This is a genomic window from Microbulbifer sp. ARAS458-1 (genome assembly GCF_045348205.1).
In the GTDB taxonomy this organism is placed as follows: Bacteria; Pseudomonadota; Gammaproteobacteria; order Pseudomonadales; family Cellvibrionaceae; genus Microbulbifer.
This window is the reverse complement of record NZ_CP155838.1, coordinates 1130345-1149673: the sequence shown is the minus strand read 5'-3', so window position 1 is coordinate 1149673 and position 19329 is coordinate 1130345. Positions and strand designations below refer to the sequence as shown.

Here is a 19329-nt window from a genome sequence, read left to right as displayed (position 1 = left end):
GTCACCGTAAACTGCTGGCAGCGCTGAACTCGGCAAACCGTCCAGGCGCAACTGCTCAAGATCCCCCTCGGACAGATCTTCAATTCCACCGGAGAACAATGCTTGTGAAATTCGCTCTGCTGCAGCCAGCCCTTCATCGCCATGCACAAGGCGTGTGACTTCTTTTGCCAGAACCCCCTGGGCTTCCGGCTTCCCGGCGCGCTCGGCATCCGCCTGCTCCAGCGCATCAATCTCATCGACACTGAGAAATGTGAAGTACTTAAGGAATTTGTACACATCCGCATCGGCGGTATTCAACCAAAACTGATAGAAGGCGTAGGGCGAGGTCCGCTTCGGGTCCAGCCAGATAGTTCCGCTCTCGGTTTTACCGAATTTGGTGCCATCCGCTTTGGTAACCAACGGCAGGGTCAGGCCAAACACCTTGCCACGATGCTGACGGCGGGTCAGGTCAACGCCACCAGTGATGTTACCCCACTGGTCAGAGCCGCCGATCTGCAGGGTACATTCGTGGCGCTTGTACAACTCGGAGAAGTCCATGGACTGCAGCAATATGTAGGCGAACTCCGTAAAGGAGATCCCCTCACCTTCGCGCTGAATCCGCTGCTTCACAGACTCCTTGTTCACCATGTTGTTGACCGAAAAATGCTTACCGACATCCCGCAGGAAGTCGAGTACATTCAGGTCCCGGGTCCAATCGAGGTTATTTGCGACCAGGGCGCTGTTATCACCAGCATCGAAGTCTACAAACGCGCTGACCTGCGCTTTGATCTTTTCCACCCAACTGGAAACGACGTCGGGTGTATTCAGGGAGCGCTCCTGTGCTTTGAAGGAAGGGTCGCCAATAAGGCCGGTTGCGCCGCCAACCAACGCAATCGGCCGATGTCCTGCCGCCTGAAACCTCTTGAGTGTCAGCAGCGGGACTAGACTGCCTATATGTAGGGAATCTGCCGTTGGGTCAAAGCCGCAATAGAGAGTGCGACTTGCTTCTGCCAGATGCTGTTCCAGTTCGCCGTCGCCGGTGGCCTGATTGACCAACCCGCGGCGGGTGAGATCGTCCAGCAGTGTCGCATCCACTACGGCCATGGTATCCCCTTGCGGTAAATTGATATTGAGCTTTGGATTGCCGCGGAAGAGGGTTCCAGCGGCGAAAAATCGGGCTGCAAATGTACCGAATCCTGCGGTAAATACAAGCGGAGGCGGGGCCCAGACACAATCGAGCGGGGCAGCAAGGAAGGGTTTACCAAGCCTGCCGCCACACCAGTTAACGCGTCGACTTTCTCCCGCGAGCGAGGAACCGAATCATGGACAGACAGGTCAATTACTCCGTGAACCACGGCGGTAATTTTGTTATAAAGTCGCCCCTGTGTTCGTTTTTTAGGCGGCAGCTTGCGCGCCATCGATCCCAGACCCAGAACTACACAACAATCACAGTCAGCGCTACTTCTATATAGAATCATGCAAAATCGACGCAAGAACCCGCGCCTACTGGGCGCCATGGGCAGGTATTTCCCGCGTACTCACGCCTTGGCGGCTGGAGTGGCAAGTTTCGCACTGGCTCTGGCACTGTTTGTCTCCCCGCCGGAAGTGGAAGCCAAGCGCACCGCGCTCCCGGTCACCTTGAGCCTGCCAGAATCCTCCGAACAGCCCCTGCCGGCGGCACCTGCCGAGACAGTAGCCGCGCCATCCGAGAGCCCTAGCGTGATGGAGGGGCTGCGCGTAGTTCAGGAGACTGTACGCAACGGCGACACACTTTCCGACCTATTCCAGCGCGCCGGTATAAGTAGCGCCGAAATGTATCAGCTGCTTGCCAGTGGCAAAGAGGCCAAACAGCTGGCCAAGCTGGTACCAGGGGAAGAGCTCACCTTTCAAATCGATGGCGACGGCAGCCTGCAAACCCTCGAACTCCACCGCGACCGCCTGAGCAAGGTCGAGTTCAGTCGCGACAGCTCCGATGAGTACAAGTACGCACTCCACCAGCGCGATCCAGAGCGCTACACCGCATTTCGCCAGGCGGAGATTCAGAGTTCCCTGTTTGTTGACGGCAGCAAGGCGGGCCTGAGCAACAACCTGATAATGGAGATGGCCGACATTTTCGGTTCGGATATCGATTTCGCACTGGATATTCGCAAGGGCGACAAGTTCAGCGTGATATTTGATGAGGAATTTCTCGACGGTGAAAAGATCGGTAACGGCGCCATCCAGGCAGTGACCTTCACCAATCAGGGGAAAACCTTCAGCGCGGTGCGCTATATCGACAGCAACGGCGATATCAATTACTACACGCCAGATGGCAAGAGCATGCGCAAGGCGTTTATCCGCACCCCTGTGGATATTGGCCGGATCAGCTCTCATTTCAATCCACGCCGCCTACACCCGATTTTCAAGACCCGACGCCCGCACAACGGCACCGATTACGCAGCTCCTCGAGGCACCCCGGTTTATTCCGCCGGTGACGGCCGTGTGATCAAGGCGGGCTACAGCAAGGCCAACGGCAATTATGTATTTATCCAGCACGGCGAGCGCTACATTACCCGCTACCTGCATCTGCACAAGCGCGCGGTCAAGCGTGGACAACGGGTCAAACAGCGCCAGGTGATCGGCACCGTGGGCTCCACCGGTTACGCTACCGGACCGCACTTGCACTATGAATTCCTTGTAGATGGTCATCACCGCAATCCGGCCACTATCGTGCGCAAGCTACCCAAAGCCAAAGCGGTGGCCGCTGCAGAAATGGATCGTTTCCTGGCACAGACTCAACCCCTGATCGCCCAGCTCGAGCGCTTTGAGCAGCCCGCGCTGGCACAGACCGACGAAGAAAAGGACTCCGTAAACTGAATGACGGACCTTTATATTGGCCTGATGTCCGGCACCAGCGTCGACTGTATCGATGCGGTGCTGGTGGAATTTACCCAGGCCGGAGACGGCCTGCAGTGCAATACCCGCGCCGCGATTGGGCATCCGATTTCCGCAGAAATGCGCGAAGCGATTCTGGCACTCTGCGCACCGGGCCCTTCGGAGCTGGACCGCGCCGGCCAGCTGGATCGGCAACTGGGTGAGGAGTTTGCCGCCGCGACCCTCGAGGTGCTGCGCGAAGCCAACGTCAAACCGGAGGCGGTGCGCGCCATTGGCAGCCACGGCCAGACCGTGCGTCACCGTCCGCCGGGCTCAGTCTCTACTCCATTCTCCCTCCAACTCGGTGATCCCAACACAATCGCAGCCATTACCGGAATCACGACCGTCGCGGATTTCCGCCGTCGCGATATGGCCCTCGGCGGACAGGGTGCTCCGCTGATGCCCGCATTTCACAATGCCGTGTTCCGCACCGATCGCGACCGAGCGGTGGTAAATATCGGCGGAATGGCGAATATCACCGAATTGGCCGCAGCAGGCGGCGTACGGGGATACGATACGGGGCCGGGAAATGCACTATTGGATTACTGGGTAAAGCTGCACAAGGGTGAAGCCTACGACGCCAATGGCGCCTGGGCCGCTAGCGGCAACCCTCAGCCGGAGCTGCTCAATCGCCTGCTGAACGATCCCTTTTTTACCGCGCCTGCCCCGAAGAGCACCGGCCGGGAGGCTTTCAACCCAAGCTGGCTGGAACGCGCCAGCGCCGGCCTCGAAGTAACTCCAGCGGATGTTCAGGCCACGCTCGCGGAAGTGACAGCGGCAACTATCGCCAACGGTGTGCACGAATTTGCCCGCGGCGGTGAACTGCTGGTCTGTGGCGGGGGAGCGCGCAATAGTGACCTCATGGATCGAATACGTCGGCGGCTACCCACCTGGACGGTATCACCAACGGATCACTACGGAATTGACGCGGACTGGGTGGAGGGAGCCGGCTTCGCCTGGCTGGCACACCAGACTATACAGGGCCTCACGGGGAACTGCCCCGCTGTGACCGGGGCAGCCAAAGAAACGATTCTCGGGGGTATATTCCCGGCCTGAGTAGCCTGGGAAGGGGTAACCGGCGATGACATCAAATGGAAAAAGAGGAGCCGCAGCCACAGGTGGATGATGCATTCGGATTCTGCACGACAAAGCGGGAACCGGACAGCCCCTCTTCGTAATCCACGCTGGCCCCCACCAGATACGGGTAGCTCATGGCGTCGACCAGTACCTGAATCCCGTCTTTCTCGACGATCGCGTCGTCTTCCGCCACCAGCTCGTCAAAGGTAAAACCGTACTGGAAGCCAGAACAGCCGCCACCGGTCACGAATACCCGTAGCTTCAGTTCCGGATTGCCTTCCTCTTCCAGCAGCCCCTTGACCTTGGCAACGGCCTGCTCGGTCACCTGGATAGGTTCGGGTGAAAAGGAAACAGCTTCAGACATAGACTTTCTCGACACAGTTTGCAGCACCTACCCTATTGTGGGCGCTGACGGAGCGCATTATGGATAAAACCCAGCAAATGGGTCAAGTATTGTCCCAATTCCCGGGCTTCACCAGCAGGGCCGCTCAGGTCACTCTGCGTCAGTAATCACTTCGTCCGAATTGTAACCCAGCATGCGGGTCTCGCCGGCAGTGTCCACTTCGACGTTGGATACCAGAGAGCCATTCACTTGGGCACCCTTGACCATTTCAATCAGTTTGTAATGCACGTTGCCCTCTACCATTGCCTTGGAGGCCAGCTCCAGATGACCACTGGCATGGACATCGCCTTTCACGTTGCCGTTGACCACTACGTTGGGAACTCGGATTTCACCCTCGATGGTGCCGCCATCCACGATCTGCAGGCGCGCGTCGGTGTCACTGTGCGCACTGATATTGCCCTTCACCTTGCCTTCAACCACCAGGTTGCCGCGAAAATGCAGGTCGCCGGTCACCTCAGTGTGACGGGCGATCAGAGTTGTGCTGTTGCCACCAGTGCTAGCCATAGTTTTCTCTTTCTTTTTCAACATAATTCAACCGAAACCTCATGAATTGGATGGAGGCTGGTACCTCCACCAGCGCCAGAGCGCCATCAGCAAATCAACTTTGCTGCACCAGCCAGCCATAGCGCTGATCAATACTGAAACCTTTGCGCTTACTGGATTTGAGCGACAATTCCACACCTTCCGGCACAAAGCCCTCCGGCAACTGTAGCTCTCCCTCAATGTTCTGGAAATATTTGAATCGCAGCGGAATCGATTCGCTTTCCACTTGCGGTGAAAGATCTGCCAGGGCGTAGCGCCGGGCTTCCCCTCCCACCTGTCCGACAATGGTGAAACGCACCGCCCCGGTGACCAACTGGTGGCGGGCAGCGGACTGCTGAACCAGCAGCTTATACTGATAGCGACGATCACCGGATTCAGAGATGCTGAAGCGGCCGATGGACACTCCGTCACTCCCCTCAGTGGGAGCCATGATGCCGCGATAGAACGAAATTTCCTGCCGCAGCTCCGCGATCTGGTTATCTTTCGCCACCAACTCAGCGCGCACCGATTCACTGGCCTGTTCACCGATGGCTACCGACTGCTCCGCGGTTGTGGCGCGCACGCGCAGGGTCTCATTTTCCGCACGCAGGCGATCCACCTCGTCGAGCACCCGAGCATGGGCCCGGGTCTTTTCATCCAGGCTTTTGCTCAGCTGATACTGGCCGGCGAAGAACGCGCCTGCACTGGTGGACAACACCAGCAGGCTCACCCCCAGCGCGGAAAAAACGCCGTGGATGGGCCGGTGAGGCACAACCTTCATGCGGTACTGCTTGCTGCCTTTAACTTTGCGGGCCATGGGTTCTATTCGTGTTTTCGCTATGTAGTATTCGCTGCTGTCGCGTGTTTTATTGTTTGTGCTCTGCCTTTGATTCTAAGGCAGCAGTGCCGGGCTCTCTAGCCCCTGGTTCTCATTTAAGCCAAACATGATATTCATGTTCTGAATCGCCTGTGCTGACGCCCCCTTGGCCAGGTTATCGATGACCGACAGCACCACTACGGTATCGCGCCCTTGAGGACGCATTACCGACATGCGGCACACATTGGTCCCCTTTACACTGCGGGTCTGCGGGTGACTGCCGGCAGGCATCACATCGACAAACGGCTCGGCAGCATAGCGCTGCTCAAACTGTGCCTGCAGCGCCTCCTGCGCGGAAGCGGCAGCAGAGGCATCCTTGAGCCTTGCGTAAAGCGTGGCGTGAATACCCCGCACCATGGGTAACAGGTGGGGCACAAAGGTCAGCTCCACTGGACCACCCGCTGCCCGCCCGAGCCCCTGCTCGATTTCCGGCAGGTGGCGGTGCCCCGCGGCCGCATAAGCCCGGAAGCTGTCATTATTCTCCGCAAAAAGCAGATCGGTTTTACCCTGCCGGCCCGCGCCACTGGCACCGCTGGCCGCATTGGCGATCAGACCCGTAGTCTCCACCAGCCCCTCTTCCAGCAACGGCAGGAAGCCGAGCTGGATCGCAGTGGGATAGCACCCGGGGCAGGCGATCAGTTGTGCTCCGACAATTTGCGCGCGGTTGGTTTCGGGCAATCCGTACACTGCCTCAGCCGCCAACTCGGGACAGGCATGCTGCTGTCCATACCACTTCTCCCAGGTGGGGATATCCTGTAGCCGAAAATCCGCGGAAAGGTCGATCACCCGCACTCCACGTGCGATCAGCTGGGGCACCTGAGCCTGGGCAACGCCGTGGGGGGTAGCAAAAAACACCACATCGCAGGCCGCAAGCTCCTCCACATCGGGGGCGGTGAACTTCAGGTCATAGTGACCGCGCAGGCTGGGAAACAGTTCCGCCACTGGCGTGCCCGACTCGGCTCGGGAGGTAATCGCTCTCACTTCCACCCCGTTATGGCCAGACAGCAGACGCAACAGCTCTACACCGGTATATCCAGTTCCGCCCACAATTGCCGCTTTGATGACACTCACAACTCCGCTCCTTTCTAGCTGCCTGCGGTTTTCTATCCTTGCGGAGACGCCTGTTGTCCACTGGCACCCCCTGTATACTGAGCCGTGCACTCTACCATAAGCCAACCAGATTAAAGGATTAACCGTGCGGCGCCGAACGCAGTCGAACGCTCCTGCCAGCCCATCCCCGTCACCGCTCCATCCCCGCCGCCCGCGACTGCTGGACCGACTGCAGCTGGACCTGTCTGCGCAAAAAGCCCTGTCGCTCCTGGTACTACTGGCACTGGTCATAGGAATCTGTGCAGGACTTGTGGTGATTGGCTTCCGGCAATTGAGTGAAGGGCCGGCGATTCTGTACCTGCCACGCCTGGAGGATTTCGAATCCCTGCCACCGCTTTGGCGATTCCTGCTGCCCTTCAGTGGCGCCATTCTGCTGGGACTCATTTTTCACTGGGTAACGCCTTCGGTGCGTTCGGTAGGGGTACTGCACGTGCTCGACCGGCTGCACAGCCACCAGGGCAGAATGCCGATGAAAAACGCGCTACTGCAGTTCTTCGCCGGCTCCCTGGCTCTGTTGAGCGGCCAGTCGATCGGTCGCGAAGGGCCATCGGTACACCTCGGGGCCGCCAGCGGCTCCTGGGTCGCACACCGTTTGCGATTGCCAAACAATGCATTGCGCACCCTCCTCGCCTGTGGTGTCGCTGCGGCGATTGCCGCCTCCTTCAATACCCCCCTGGCCGGCGTGATCTTCGCCATGGAGGTGGTCATGCTGGAGTACACGGTGGCCGGTTTCTTACCGGTGATGATCGCCGCGGTCAGTGGCAGCGCCGCCACCCGTCTGGCCTTTGGTCATCAGGCGGCATTCAGTGTACCCGCATCACAACTGCAATCTCTGGCGGAGCTGCCCATCCTGTTCGTGTGCGCGCTGGCGGTCGGGGCTCTCGCCGCCCTGTTTATTATCAGTCAGCGTCGGCTGCTGCCTCTGCAATTACGCTTTCACCCCCTGTTGCGCTTTGCACTCGCCGGCGCGGCCACCGGCATCCTGGCACTGTGGGTGCCACAGATATTGGGCACCGGTTACGACACTCTGGAAATGGCCATGCTCGGGCAACTGGGTATCGCCACCCTCTCGGCCATTGTGCTGGCAAAGCTCGTGGCAACGGCTCTGGCCACAGGCCTCGGCATCCCCGGCGGGGTGATTGGCCCCAGTCTGATACTCGGCGCCTGTATCGGCGGCGCCGCCGGCCATCTGGCCAATCTCTGGCTGGGGGCGGCCACTGCCAGCCCCGGGCTCTATGCCATGGTGGGGATGGCAGCCATGATGGCGGCTCTGTTGAACGCACCACTTGCTGCGCTGCTGGCCATTCTCGAGCTCACTTATAATCCGAACGTGCTGTTTCCCGCGATGATGACCATCGTGGTGGCCTGTCTGGTGAGCCGTCAACTGTTCTCGACCCAGGGAATTTACCAGGAATCCCTGCGCGCACTGGGGAAAAGCGGCACCCCGTCATGGCGAGCGCAAATGCTCAGCCGTGTGGGCGTCGCCGGCGCGATGGAGAGGGCAGTTGCTGTCGCCCCACAACAACTGGACGCAGCCCAGGCGCAGCGACTGATTGAGCAGCAGCCGGCCTGGCTGCTGGTGGAAGGGGAGAACGGCACCCAGGCCCTGCGCACCGCGGACCTGGCGAATTTTCTGCAGCGCCCAAAAAAAGAAGCCGACGGCGAAGAGGCGGAACCGGAAGACAGCGAGAAAATCGACCTGCTGAGGCTGCCGGGGGAACGCCTGCAGGTTGCCCCCTTGAGCTGGCGCGCCACCCTGCTGGAAGCGTATCAGGAGCTGGAGCAACACGGCGCAGACGCCCTGTATATCGGGCGAGATTACGATCAGGGCAACCCGGGTGTACTGAACAGCGATGTGGCGGGTATCATCCTGCCGCAGCACATAGAACATTATTATCGCCAGTGACCCTCTGCGAGGACCGCAGGCAGTAATTTGCACCACCGAATAAACCGGTTTTCCTCCGGATAAGGAGCTTCGATGCTTTGGGTAAAAGCCTTCCACATCATCTCAATGGTCTGCTGGTTTGCCGCATTGTTTTATCTGCCGCGACTGTTCGTCTATCACATCGACGCTACCGACTCGGTGAGTAAAGATCGATTCAAGATTATGGAGCGGCGTCTGTATCGGGGTATCGCCACGCCCTCCATGCTCGCCACTCTGATATTCGGTATCTGGCTGATCACCTTCAATCCCGAGTACTACAAATCCGCCGGCTGGCTGCATGCCAAACTGACCCTAGTGGTGCTGCTGATCGGCTACCACCATATCTGCGGCAGTTACGTGAAAAAGTTTGCCACCGGCACCGTCACCAAAAGCGGTCGCTATTTCCGAATTTTCAATGAGTTGCCGGTGCTGGCCCTGCTGGCCATTGTGATTCTCGCCGTGGTGAAGCCCTTCTAAACCAGTACGTCACCGGTCAATCCACCGCGACAGGGGCGCCCCAGGCCACCCGGTCGCGGTCGCCCCGGCTAGAATTAGGAAATCTGCGAGGAGTTCCCAAACGCCCATGGATACACGCCAACCGATTGTCCTCACCGTAACCCACCACGACCCCAGCGGGAGTGCCGGCATAGCGGCCGACACGGAAACTGCCGCCAGTCTCGGTTGCCATTGCGCTTCCGTGGTATCCGCAATCACCGTTGGCGACACCAGCGAACTGGCAGGTGTGGCACCGGTGGATGACAGTCTGCTGGTAGAGCAGGCCCGGGCGGTACTTGAGGACATGCCGATCGCCGCCATCAAAATCGGTTACCTGGGCTCGGTGGAGAACGTCCACGCGCTGCACAGCGTTCTGCGGGACTACCCGGATGTCCCGCTGATTATTGACCCGGATGCCACCCTCGCCGACAAGGAAAGCGTTCTCGCCCCCCCGCTGTGGAAGGCCATGACCGACCTGCTGTTGCCACTGGCCACACTGGTGGCGCCAAACCGCCGCGAAGCACGCGCCATGGCGGGCGAAGCGGACGTTCACGATGCCCAGGCTCAGGAGCTGCTGGAAACCGGTTGCCGCTACCTGCTACTGACCGGCGTACCCGCCTGTGAGCAGCAGCTGGAGAATCGGCTTTACGATGCGCGCGGCCTGGTGCGGGAATTCCGCTGGCAACGCCTGCCCCCGGCTGCTTACGGCGCCTGCGGCACCCTTACCACCGCCATTGCCTGCCATATCGCCCACGGGCTTACCATGCTCGAGGCGGTCAATCGCGGCCAGCAGTTCACCTGGAGCGCCATTGCCGGCAGTCGCCGCCTGGGGATGGGGCGGCCGGTTCCCAACCGCCTGTTCTGGACCTGTAAGGACTGAGCGCACATCACGCCCGGCCTCCGCCGCCGCAGATAAATCTGCCATCCGGTTTGCGACCGGTGGCGGTGCCGCCGATAATACCGCGCAATTTCCAATCCCGAATTCCCTTCACCCTCTCAAATCCGGTGTCCGTATCTCTATGAGCAAATCCGAATCCCTTTTTGCCGAAGCCCAGAAAGTCATCCCCGGCGGCGTCAATTCGCCGGTGCGCGCCTTCCGCGCGGTGGGCGGCACTCCGGTGTTTATCGAGCGCGCCGAGGGCGCCTACCTGTACGATGCCGACGAAAAACGCTACATCGATTACGTGCAGTCCTGGGGCCCGATGGTGCTGGGCCACGCGCACCCCGATGTGATTGATGCCGTTGTCGAACAGGCCCAGTCCGGTCTGAGTTTCGGCGCCCCCACCGAACTGGAAACCGAGCTGGCGGAAGAGCTGTGCCGCCTATGGCCGGACATGGACCTGGTGCGCTTCGTCAACTCCGGTACCGAGGCCACTATGAGCGCCATTCGCCTGGCCCGCGGCCACACCGGGCGCGACAAGATCGTGAAGTTTGAAGGTTGCTACCACGGCCACTCCGACTCGCTGCTGGTCAAAGCCGGCTCCGGCGCCCTCACCATGGGTGTGCCGTCCTCCCCCGGTGTCCCAGCAGCACTTGCCGACCACACCATCACCCTCACCTACAACGATATCGAGGGCGTGAAAAAGTGTTTCGCCGAAATTGGCGACCAGATTGCCTGCATCATCGTCGAGCCGGTGGCGGGCAACATGAACTGCATTCCGCCGCTGCCGGGCTTTCTGGAAACCCTGCGCGAGGTCTGCGACCAGTCCGGTGCGGTGCTGATTCTGGACGAGGTGATGACCGGTTTCCGCGTCAGCCTGACCGGTGCCCAGGGCCACTACGGTATCGAAGCCGACATCACCACCCTCGGCAAGGTGATCGGTGGCGGTATGCCGGTGGGCGCCTTCGGTGGCAAACGTGAAATCATGGAAAAGATTGCCCCGCTGGGGCCGGTGTATCAGGCGGGCACCCTGTCCGGGAACCCTATGGCCATGGTGGCGGGCCTCGAGACCCTGCAACTGATCCAGGAGGAGGGTCTCTACGACGCACTGAGCGCAAAAACCGACCGCCTGGTAGACGGCGTTCTGACCGCGGCCAGGGATGCCGGCATCCCGCTTACTGCAAACAAGGTCGGCAGCATGTTCGGGTTCTTCTTCACCGACGCAGAGCAGGTAAGCAATTACCAGCAGGTCATGGCCTGTAACACCGAGCGTTTCAACCGCTTCTTCCACGGTATGCTGGAAGAGGGCGTGTACCTGGCGCCGGCTTCCTACGAAGCCGGGTTTATGTCCGCCGCCCACAGCGATGAGGATATCGACAACACCATTGCCGCCGCGCGACGGGTGTTCGCCCGCCTCGACTGAACGCACTGCAACTCCGCCACCGGACTCCAGCGGTGGCGGTCAATCTAGGATCCCCCCCACAGGCCCCCATTGCGCCCGATCCTTACCTGGCTGAAAATGTATACATTTTTAGCCAGGTATACATTTTATGGAGCAGGTCGCACAGCGTTCTCTCAGTAGCGATACCACCCTGTCTGCCATCAGTGCGGGCTTTGCCGCGGTGCTGGTGGGTTTTGCCAGCTCGGTTGCGATCGTGCTGCAGGCAGCGGACGCCGCCGGCGCCAGTGAGGCGCAAATGGTCTCGTGGATCGGGGCCCTCGGCCTCGGCATGGGCCTCACCTGCATCGGCTTTTCCTGGTACTACCGCGCGCCGGTGGTTACCGCCTGGTCCACCCCCGGGGCCGCACTGCTGATCACCAGCCTGCACGGGGTTTCCCTGTCCGAAGCAGTCGGAGCTTTCCTGTTCAGCGCCCTGCTCACCCTGGTTCTGGGAGTCTCCGGCGCTTTCGAGCGGATTGCGGCGCGGGTGCCACTACCCCTGGCCAGTGCCATGCTCGCGGGCATTCTGCTGCAGTTTGGGCTCTCGATCTTCACCTCCCTACAGACCAGCCCCACACTGGTGGGCGCGATGCTGTTAACTTACCTGCTGGGGCGGCGCTGGCTGCCGCGCTACTGTATCCCGCTGGTGCTGGGGGTAGGCTTTGGCGCCAGCTGGCTGCTCGGGGCAGTCCACACAGAGCAGCTGGCCTGGTCCGTTGGCCGGCTGCAGTGGGTGGCGCCCGCGTTCAACCCGGCGGTACTGCTGGGTGTGGGCCTGCCGCTGTTTATCGTCACCATGACCTCACAGAACCTGCCTGGGGCTGCGATACTGCGCGCCAGCGGCTACGGCAAAGTGCCGATTTCGCCGGTGGTGGGCGGCACCGGGCTGGCCGGCCTCGCGCTGGCCCCTTTTGGCGGCTTTGCGTTTAACTTTGCGGCCATTTCCGCTGCTATATGCACGGGCCCTGAGGCCCACCCCGACCCCACACGGCGCTATATCGCCGGTATCGCCGCAGGTGTGTTTTATCTGCTGACGGGGCTGTTTGGGGCCAGCCTGGTGATGCTGTTTAAAGCGCTCCCCGAGGCCATGATTGCCGGCGTCGCCGGGCTGGCGCTGATCGGTGTGATCGGGACCAGCCTCGCCGGTGCCACCGCCGAGGCCGACAGCCGCGAGGCCGCACTCTTCACATTACTGATCACCGCCTCCGGGGTCAGCTTTTTTGGGATCGGCTCGGCTTTCTGGGGACTCACAGCGGGTCTGGCCTGCCACGGGCTGCTGCAACGGAGGTGATAATGGATCTCTACCACCAACTCAAGCTGGACCTGCAACGGGGACACTTTGCCCCGGGAACTCCTCTAAAGCAGGCTGAAATCGCCAAGCGCTACGGCGTCAGCCGCATTCCGGTGCGGGACGCCCTGGCGCGACTGAAAGCCGAGGGCTGGCTGTGCACTCACGGCAAACGGGGCCTGGCCGTGCCGGCTCTCGCACCCCAGGAAGCGGAAGACCTCTATCTGATGCGTATGCATCTGGAGCCACTGCTGCTAGAGCGCGCAGCACCAAACCTCAACGGCGAGATCATCGGGCGGGCGCGGGATATTCTCGATGCGATGGATAAGAACCCGGTGCTGGACGCGTCAGCCCTTGGCCAGCACAACTGGCAGTTCCACACCACCCTGTACCGGGCCGCCGAGAGGCCCGCGCTATTCCACACTGTTGAACAACTGCAGCGACAGTGCGAGCGCTACATTGGCTATCAGAATCGTACGCTCGACTATCAGAGCACCAGCCAGGAAGAGCATCACCGGCTGCTGGATCTTCTGCAACAGGGCGATTGTGCACCGGCGTGTGCACTGCTCGAGCAACATATCGCTGCCGCAGGGCGCCTGCTGGTGCAGCACCTGAGCGATCGGCAGGGGTAAAACCCGCGCTCCGGGGTTTGCTATCATGCGCGCCTGTCGAGCAGGCGCTCACCGAACCGTAGCCTGCCCATCCAATTTTCGGAGTGCCCACACCATGAGTTTCACTTCCCATCGCGGCCCATTCCCCCATTCCCGGCCACGCCGCCTGCGCGCCAGTGAGTTCTCCCGCCGCCTGGTGCGGGAAAATCGCCTGAGCACCGACGACCTGATCCTGCCGCTATTTGTGATTGAAGGCCGTAGTGAAATCCAGCAGGTCGCCTCTATGCCGGGGGTGGAACGGCTCACCGTGGACCTGCTCACCGCCAAGGTCAAAGAGCTGGTGAAGCTGGGTATTCCCGCGGTGGCGCTGTTCCCTGTGGTAGACCCGTCGGCAAAATCTGACGACGCACGTGCCGCCTACGACAAGGACGGATTGGCCCAACGCGCGGTGCGCGCGCTCAAAGATACCGCCCCGGAGCTCGGCGTCATCACCGACGTAGCCCTGGACCCGTTCACCAGTCACGGCCAGGACGGGCTGATGAACGACGCCGGCTACATCGTCAATGACGACACGGTGGAAGTGCTGGTGCAGCAGGCGCTGTCCCATGCGGAAGCGGGCGCCGATGTGGTGGCACCCTCCGACATGATGGACGGGCGCATCGGTGCGGTACGCGCCGCGCTGGAACGCGATGGTCATGTGAATACCCAGATCATGTCCTACGCCGCCAAGTACGCATCAAGCTATTACGGACCGTTTCGCGATGCGGTGGGTTCTGCGGGCAACCTGAAAGGCGCCAACAAGTTCAGCTACCAGATGGATCCTGCCAATGGTGAGGAGGCCCTGCACGAGTGCGCACTGGATCTGGCGGAAGGGGCAGACATGATCATGGTGAAGCCCGGGATGCCCTACCTGGACGTGGTCAGGCGGGTCAAAGACGAACTGAAGGTCCCCACCTTTGCCTACCAGGTGAGCGGAGAGTACGCCATGCACTGTGCGGCATTTGAGAACGGATGGCTCAACCGAGAGGGAGTCATTCTTGAATCCCTGCTCGCGTTCAAGCGCGCCGGGGCTGACGGAGTGCTGACCTACTTTGCGGAAGAAGCCGCGAAATTACTACAGCGCTGACGGGCTGAAGTGACAGAGGGCCGCCCGGTGCGGCGCCCTTCTCGCTGCAGCTGCCCCGTTTTAGGCGGATCAGATCAATCCAAGCGCTGCACAGCGGGAAACCAGCTGACCGGAGTTGCGGCAGCCGGCCTTGCGCAGAATGCTTTTACGGTGATTTTTTACCGTGTGGATGGAGATGTGCAATCGCTCGGCGATTTCCGCGCTGGTTGCTCCGGCGGCAACCTGCTCAAGCACCTGGCGCTCACGGCGACTGAAAGGCGCTCCACCACCGGACACCACCGTGTCAACGCGAGCCTCCACCGACGCCACTTCAACCTCAGCAGCATCAACCGTCACCGGCTGTCGCTTCTGCACCTGCGGTAACTCACTTTCAGCTTCCGCAGTCTTCAGTAGCGCCGCACCCAGTCCTGCCCCCAACATGACTCCCCCATTCAACAGTACCCGGAAGCCCGCTTTCGAATCCGGCTTCCCGCGTTCAACACCCCCCCGGGGTCGGTCTTGGCCAGTTAGCCCCACCCCACTGGGGTGGCTCCCGGGGATCAACGGAGCCAATGTAGCCAGTAGCGCGGCGCAAGGTCTTTGAAAGCTTGTGAATACTTGTGAAAGCCAGTGATAGCAGGAAATTCAGGGGCTCGGGACAAGAGAGGAAGAGAGGGGACACCCCAGAAAAGTCCCTGCCGAGGGGCTGTTCTGGCAGTCGTCTGAACCAATCAGGGGGGGCTGGAAGAAGCCGGGGACGACGCATTCTCAAACAGAGGCAGCACCATCCTGTAGAGCTCCTCTGGCGTCACTGCCACTCCGTTACCACCCCGTTGCACAACCAGCTGGCGCTGGGTTTCCGACGGCATGATGGTGTACAGGAAATAGGGGGTACGGTCACGCTTGCTGCGAATGCGCTCCATCAATTTGAAGCCCGCCAGGGGCTCGCCACCGCGCCCCATATCCGAGATCACCGCATCATAGCGGTACATGGACAGTAGGGTCATGGCATCTTCGGTATTGGTCGCCAGGTAAATCGCGATATTTTTCGATTCGAAGTGGCTGCGCTCACTGAGATTGTTATCCGGGTTGTCATCCACCCACAGGATGCGGCCGCGCACCCCCGGAGCCTCGCCGATGACCAGCGGAGCCCCGTCTCCGGGAATACGCCGTGCGGTTACCATGGAAACTACCAACCCAGTCACCACCACCGCCACGGCCACCGCCGAAAACAACCGCCAGAAACTGCGATCGCGGGTGTGCGAGAGCGGGTCCGGGGTATGTGCCGGGTCACTTCCCGGGGCGGTATCACGAGGGGGGAAGGAGTCAACCGAGTGTGGGTGAGTAGAGCCGGGGCTTACCGCAGACTCCGTCGCAGGTTCGACCCGCTGCAGCTTTTCTGCGACCTCGGGCGAGAGCCGGTAGCCGCGCCCATGCTGGGTCTGGATCAGCTCACCGGCATAGCCCAGCTCGCGAAACTGCTTGCGTGTATCAGAAACCAGCCGCCCCAGCGACCACTGGGAAACCACGGTGTTGGGCCAAAGCTGATCCAGTAGGGATTGACGGGTGACGCACTCCGGGTAGGCGGCAATCAGCAGCCCCAGCAATTGCAGCTGACGGGCATCAGAATCTACAACCTGGGCATTTGCCGCCAGGCGCAGGTGCGTCATATCCAGAAAAAAGCTGTCGAATCGATACTGCATCGTCTGACCGAATAAGAATCGCGATCGGCGGAAGATTATGAACGATCGTCAGTACAAAAGGCCAGCACGAAATCCTGCAGGTCACCAGTTTCAGGGGATCATATCGCCGGTATCATGGCCATTGGTCGTCCTCTTCCTGCGGTGGCCAGGGCTGTGCGTCCTCCACCGGAGCACCCCGGCGACGCTCCTGCTCCTGGATGCGCTGCTCGAGCTGACGCCGCTCTTCCTGTGCGCGACGCTCTTCCTCCAGGTAGCGCTGCTCCTGCTGGCGACCGGACTCTTCGAGACGCTGCAAACGCTCGGCTTCGGTCTGCGGGATACGCTGCTGCGGATACTGTTGCGGCTGCTGGGGCACCGGTTGCCCTTCAAGGTCCAGTTGCTCACGCAGTTGACGTTCCCGCTCCTGTTGTTCTTTCTGCTGGCGCTCGCGGCGCTGCTGTTCCGGGTCTATTCCCCAGCCAGGGGTCATATCCTCCCGCGGCGCAACATTTTCGTCGTCGCGGTCAAACCAGTTGCGGAACCAACCACGGCGCTCACAGCGCGGGTCGGTCACCAGCCGGCTCTCTGTGGAAATCGGCACCTCGCGCCCGCCCTGGCAGTAGCGCGGGTCCATGTACTCACCCTTTTCGTTGATGGGCTTCCACTCCACCCCCCTTGGCGCCTGAATACGGCCGTGGCGGTGGGGCAACTGTCGCATAATTTCGGTCCAGATACTCAGCGCACCGGTAGCGCCGGTGAGGCTGGTGCGTTCGTTGTCATCCCGGCCCAGCCATACCACCGCTGTCACTCCCGGGCTGAAGCCGGCAAACCAGCTGTCCCGATAGTTGTTGGTGGTACCGGTCTTGCCGGCGAAGGGCACACTGTTGGGCAGGCGGCGGTAGGCACTTTTGCCGGTTCCCTCACGCATGACCTGTTCCAGCCCGTAGCGCAGCAGGTAGATGGGCACCTCATCCACCCCCCGATTGGTCTTGGGGCGAAAACGTTGAACCTGGGCACCTTCGGCATCCGATACCGCCAACAGTGTGCGCGGCTCTACATGTTCACCGCCATTCGCCATGGTCTGGTACATGCCCGCCACTTCGTAGGGCGTCAATTCCACTGCACCCAGAAACAGGGAGGGCACCCGCGGAAGGTTCGCCTGCACGCCTAGTCGACGAATGGTCTGGCGCACACTCTCGATCCCGAGATCCAGCCCCAGGCGCGCCGTCGCCTGGTTGTAGGAACGGGACAGTGCCACGTACAGGGGCACCTGACCGTGGCTGCGGTTGTTGAAGTTGGCCGGCATCCACACCTGGCCATCCTCACTGACCTCGCGAATCGGCGCATCATCGATCAGGGTTCCCAGATTGTACTCATGGGCGCGCTCCAGGGCGGTCAGATACACCGCCGGCTTGATCAGAGAGCCGATCTGACGGCGCGCTTCCAGAGCGCGGTTAAAGCCCGGGTAGTGAGGGCGGCGGTCACCCACCATGGCGAGCACATTACCACTGTGGTTTTCCAGGATCACCGTGGCGCCCTGCAGGGAATCCGCCTTGATCCCGCGATCCTTCTCCAGCTTGGTCGCCCCATCGCTAATGGCATCTTCCGCGAGCTGTTGCACCGACGGCGCGAGGGTGGTGTAGACCCGCAGACCAGCGGTCCGCAGCTCCTCTACGGAGTAATAGGGGCGCAACTCCTCAAGCAGGCGCTCGGTAAACGCCGGGTAGGGATTCTGGGCCGCGGCACCGACGGTGGCCACCTCCAGCGGCTTTTTCTTCAGCCGCGCGAGATCTTCCTCACTAATCAACCCCTGCTCCTGCATCACATCCAGCACCGTGTTGCGACGTTCCAGCGCGCGCTTGGGATGCCGCCAGGGGTTGTAATAGGACGCGCCCTTGGCCAGCCCCACCAGCAGAGCGATCTGATGAGGCTCCAGTTGGTTCAGGGGTTTGTGGAAATAGAACTCGGCCGCGAGACCGAAGCCGTAGATAGCACGACTACCCTGCTGCCCCAACCAGACCTCGTTGATGTACTCCTGGAGGATGTAAGCCTTGTCGTAATGGATCTCCATCAGGATCGCCATCAACGCTTCGTTAAACTTCCGCCACAGGCTGGGCTTGTGATCGAAAAAGATGTTCTTTACCAGCTGCTGGGTGATAGTGGAGCCACCCTGTACCACGCCGCCGGCCTTGAAATTGGCGACCATGGCACGGGCAATCCCTCGGGGCGAAACGCCGAAGTGATGAGCAAAATCCTGGTCCTCCACCGCGATCAGGGTTGCCCCCAACAACGGCGGAATTTCTTCAATACGCACCGGAGTGCGGTCGTCTCCGCCGCCCAGCAATGTACCAATGGGGGCTGCGTCCAGACGGAACTCCTTGATCCCCGTACCGGCTTCATCACGCAGGCCGCTCAACTCATCGTTGCGCAGACGAAAGCGTACCTTGGCGGCCTGTTCGCGCTTGTCGGCGTGGATAAAGTCCCTTCGCCACACCAGATATTCCATGCCGTCCCGCTGCCACTGGCCCGGTTCATCGACCGCCGCTACCTTTTTGTAATTGAGTGCTGCAAATTCCGCCTCCAGCTCATCCGGGCGCATCACCATGCCTTCTTTCAGCACGAGCGGGCGCGCAAACACCCGCGCTGGCAGCTGATACTGGCGACTATCGAGACGCTCGCGCAACTGCATGTCCAGCCATACCATATAGCCCGCCAGCACCAGCACACCGAGCAGGGCAAGCAGGCTGAGGCGCTTGATCCAGCGACCGAGGCGCCCCTCGCTGCGATGGGAACGTTTGGTGGTAGAGCGGCGTTTTTTCGCTGGCATAGAAATCCGGATAACAATCAGAAAAAGAACTGGGTAACGGGTACATCGAGCCTGGGCAACTCCGCCCGTTTCGGGCACGCCTCAAGCTGTTATAGCGGGCATTTATAAGGTCGGCCGCGCACAAGTCAAACCCGGCGGGTCACGGCGCGCCAACCATAGTCCCGCCGTCGCCACCTCCCCTCCTCCCGACGGCAG

The 19329-nt window shown here is 60.8% G+C and carries 17 protein-coding genes (1 of these 17 running past the window's edge); 9 read left to right on the top strand and 8 right to left on the bottom strand.

Annotated features, from left to right (window positions below; translation table 11 throughout):
• On the bottom strand, nucleotides 1-1083 hold the 5' portion of the coding sequence (tyrS, locus tag AAFH99_RS04765) for a tyrosine--tRNA ligase (protein ID WP_406828801.1). Its footprint begins 225 nt before the window's first position; the window shows 1083 of its 1308 coding nt (coding positions 1-1083); it begins with the start codon at nucleotides 1081-1083; its stop codon lies beyond the left edge, outside the window.
• Between the two features lie 453 nt (nucleotides 1084-1536).
• Here tyrS and AAFH99_RS04760 point away from each other — a divergent pair, with 453 nt between their 5' ends.
• Together AAFH99_RS04760 and AAFH99_RS04755 are read left to right on the top strand one after the other, a co-directional pair.
• Nucleotides 1537-2835: a peptidoglycan DD-metalloendopeptidase family protein gene (locus tag AAFH99_RS04760; protein WP_231492003.1), complete on the top strand. Its 1299-nt coding sequence runs from the start codon at nucleotides 1537-1539 to the stop codon at nucleotides 2833-2835.
• The gene (locus AAFH99_RS04755) at nucleotides 2836-3948 is read left to right on the top strand and encodes an anhydro-N-acetylmuramic acid kinase (RefSeq protein ID WP_406828800.1); all 1113 of its coding nucleotides are present in this window, start codon (nucleotides 2836-2838) and stop codon (nucleotides 3946-3948) included.
• Between the two features lie 31 nt (nucleotides 3949-3979).
• On the opposite strand, the gene erpA is transcribed toward AAFH99_RS04755, so the two are convergent.
• From erpA to argC, 4 genes are all read right to left on the bottom strand, one after another.
• Entirely contained in the window at nucleotides 3980-4333 is a 354-nt protein-coding gene (erpA, locus tag AAFH99_RS04750) for an iron-sulfur cluster insertion protein ErpA (protein WP_043320216.1), read from the bottom strand.
• Nucleotides 4334-4462: 129 nt separating this feature from the next.
• Nucleotides 4463-4876 carry a polymer-forming cytoskeletal protein gene (locus AAFH99_RS04745; RefSeq protein WP_231492000.1) on the bottom strand — a complete coding sequence of 138 codons (414 nt, stop codon included), beginning with the start codon at nucleotides 4874-4876 and terminating at the stop codon, nucleotides 4463-4465.
• A 94-nt stretch (nucleotides 4877-4970) separates the two neighbouring features.
• Entirely contained in the window at nucleotides 4971-5711 is a 741-nt protein-coding gene (locus AAFH99_RS04740) for a DUF6776 family protein (protein WP_043320214.1), read from the bottom strand.
• A 75-nt stretch (nucleotides 5712-5786) separates the two neighbouring features.
• Nucleotides 5787-6842, bottom strand: coding sequence for an N-acetyl-gamma-glutamyl-phosphate reductase (argC, locus tag AAFH99_RS04735; protein ID WP_406828799.1), 1056 nt, complete (start codon nucleotides 6840-6842; stop codon nucleotides 5787-5789).
• A gap of 124 nt (nucleotides 6843-6966) precedes the next feature.
• On the opposite strand from argC, the gene AAFH99_RS04730 reads away from it, so the two are divergent.
• The 7 genes from AAFH99_RS04730 to hemB all read left to right on the top strand — a co-directional run bounded on the left by AAFH99_RS04730 (nucleotide 6967) and on the right by hemB (nucleotide 14646).
• A complete protein-coding gene (locus AAFH99_RS04730) occupies nucleotides 6967-8787 on the top strand; it encodes a chloride channel protein (protein ID WP_406828798.1) in 1821 nt (606 codons plus the stop codon).
• A 72-nt stretch (nucleotides 8788-8859) separates the two neighbouring features.
• Nucleotides 8860-9282, top strand: coding sequence for a protoporphyrinogen oxidase HemJ (gene hemJ, locus AAFH99_RS04725; RefSeq protein ID WP_043320210.1), 423 nt, complete (start codon nucleotides 8860-8862; stop codon nucleotides 9280-9282).
• Between the two features lie 106 nt (nucleotides 9283-9388).
• Nucleotides 9389-10180 carry a hydroxymethylpyrimidine/phosphomethylpyrimidine kinase gene (locus AAFH99_RS04720; protein WP_043320209.1) on the top strand — a complete coding sequence of 264 codons (792 nt, stop codon included), beginning with the start codon at nucleotides 9389-9391 and terminating at the stop codon, nucleotides 10178-10180.
• Nucleotides 10181-10319: 139 nt separating this feature from the next.
• Complete coding sequence (gene hemL, locus AAFH99_RS04715; RefSeq protein WP_043320208.1) at nucleotides 10320-11603, top strand: glutamate-1-semialdehyde 2,1-aminomutase; 1284 nt, start codon at nucleotides 10320-10322, stop codon at nucleotides 11601-11603.
• Nucleotides 11604-11730: 127 nt separating this feature from the next.
• Nucleotides 11731-12912, top strand: coding sequence for a benzoate/H(+) symporter BenE family transporter (locus tag AAFH99_RS04710; RefSeq protein WP_406828797.1), 1182 nt, complete (start codon nucleotides 11731-11733; stop codon nucleotides 12910-12912).
• A gap of 2 nt (nucleotides 12913-12914) precedes the next feature.
• On the top strand, nucleotides 12915-13541 hold the full coding sequence (locus AAFH99_RS04705; protein WP_043320206.1) for a GntR family transcriptional regulator: 627 nt from the start codon (nucleotides 12915-12917) through the stop codon (nucleotides 13539-13541).
• Between the two features lie 94 nt (nucleotides 13542-13635).
• The gene (hemB, locus tag AAFH99_RS04700; protein ID WP_043320205.1) at nucleotides 13636-14646 is read left to right on the top strand and encodes a porphobilinogen synthase; all 1011 of its coding nucleotides are present in this window, start codon (nucleotides 13636-13638) and stop codon (nucleotides 14644-14646) included.
• A 69-nt stretch (nucleotides 14647-14715) separates the two neighbouring features.
• Here hemB and AAFH99_RS04695 read toward each other — a convergent pair whose 3' ends face one another.
• From AAFH99_RS04695 to mrcB, 3 genes are all read right to left on the bottom strand, one after another.
• Nucleotides 14716-15066, bottom strand: a complete 351-nt coding sequence (locus AAFH99_RS04695; RefSeq protein WP_406828796.1) for a response regulator transcription factor — start codon at nucleotides 15064-15066, stop codon at nucleotides 14716-14718.
• A gap of 290 nt (nucleotides 15067-15356) precedes the next feature.
• The gene (locus AAFH99_RS04690; protein ID WP_051687313.1) at nucleotides 15357-16328 is read right to left on the bottom strand and encodes a winged helix-turn-helix domain-containing protein; all 972 of its coding nucleotides are present in this window, start codon (nucleotides 16326-16328) and stop codon (nucleotides 15357-15359) included.
• A 112-nt stretch (nucleotides 16329-16440) separates the two neighbouring features.
• Nucleotides 16441-19134 (bottom strand): penicillin-binding protein 1B, encoded by a 2694-nt coding sequence (gene mrcB, locus AAFH99_RS04685; RefSeq protein ID WP_043320204.1) that lies wholly within the window; start codon nucleotides 19132-19134, stop codon nucleotides 16441-16443.
• Between the last annotated feature and the right edge of the window lie 195 nt (nucleotides 19135-19329).

Excerpts from the sequence above, each read along its gene's own strand:
- AAFH99_RS04755 (WP_406828800.1), top strand. The coding sequence starts at position 2,836 with ATGACGGACCTTTATATTGGCCTGATGTCCGGCACCAGCGTCGACTGT.
- erpA (WP_043320216.1), bottom strand. The coding sequence starts at position 4,333 with ATGTCTGAAGCTGTTTCCTTTTCACCCGAACCTATCCAGGTGACCGAG.
- AAFH99_RS04745 (WP_231492000.1), bottom strand. The coding sequence starts at position 4,876 with ATGGCTAGCACTGGTGGCAACAGCACAACTCTGATCGCCCGTCACACT.
- AAFH99_RS04740 (WP_043320214.1), bottom strand. The coding sequence starts at position 5,711 with ATGGCCCGCAAAGTTAAAGGCAGCAAGCAGTACCGCATGAAGGTTGTG.
- hemJ (WP_043320210.1), top strand. The coding sequence starts at position 8,860 with ATGCTTTGGGTAAAAGCCTTCCACATCATCTCAATGGTCTGCTGGTTT.
- AAFH99_RS04720 (WP_043320209.1), top strand. The coding sequence starts at position 9,389 with ATGGATACACGCCAACCGATTGTCCTCACCGTAACCCACCACGACCCC.
- hemL (WP_043320208.1), top strand. The coding sequence starts at position 10,320 with ATGAGCAAATCCGAATCCCTTTTTGCCGAAGCCCAGAAAGTCATCCCC.
- AAFH99_RS04710 (WP_406828797.1), top strand. The coding sequence starts at position 11,731 with ATGGAGCAGGTCGCACAGCGTTCTCTCAGTAGCGATACCACCCTGTCT.
- AAFH99_RS04705 (WP_043320206.1), top strand. The coding sequence starts at position 12,915 with ATGGATCTCTACCACCAACTCAAGCTGGACCTGCAACGGGGACACTTT.
- hemB (WP_043320205.1), top strand. The coding sequence starts at position 13,636 with ATGAGTTTCACTTCCCATCGCGGCCCATTCCCCCATTCCCGGCCACGC.
- AAFH99_RS04695 (WP_406828796.1), bottom strand. The coding sequence starts at position 15,066 with ATGTTGGGGGCAGGACTGGGTGCGGCGCTACTGAAGACTGCGGAAGCT.
- AAFH99_RS04690 (WP_051687313.1), bottom strand. The coding sequence starts at position 16,328 with ATGCAGTATCGATTCGACAGCTTTTTTCTGGATATGACGCACCTGCGC.
- mrcB (WP_043320204.1), bottom strand. The coding sequence starts at position 19,134 with ATGCCAGCGAAAAAACGCCGCTCTACCACCAAACGTTCCCATCGCAGC.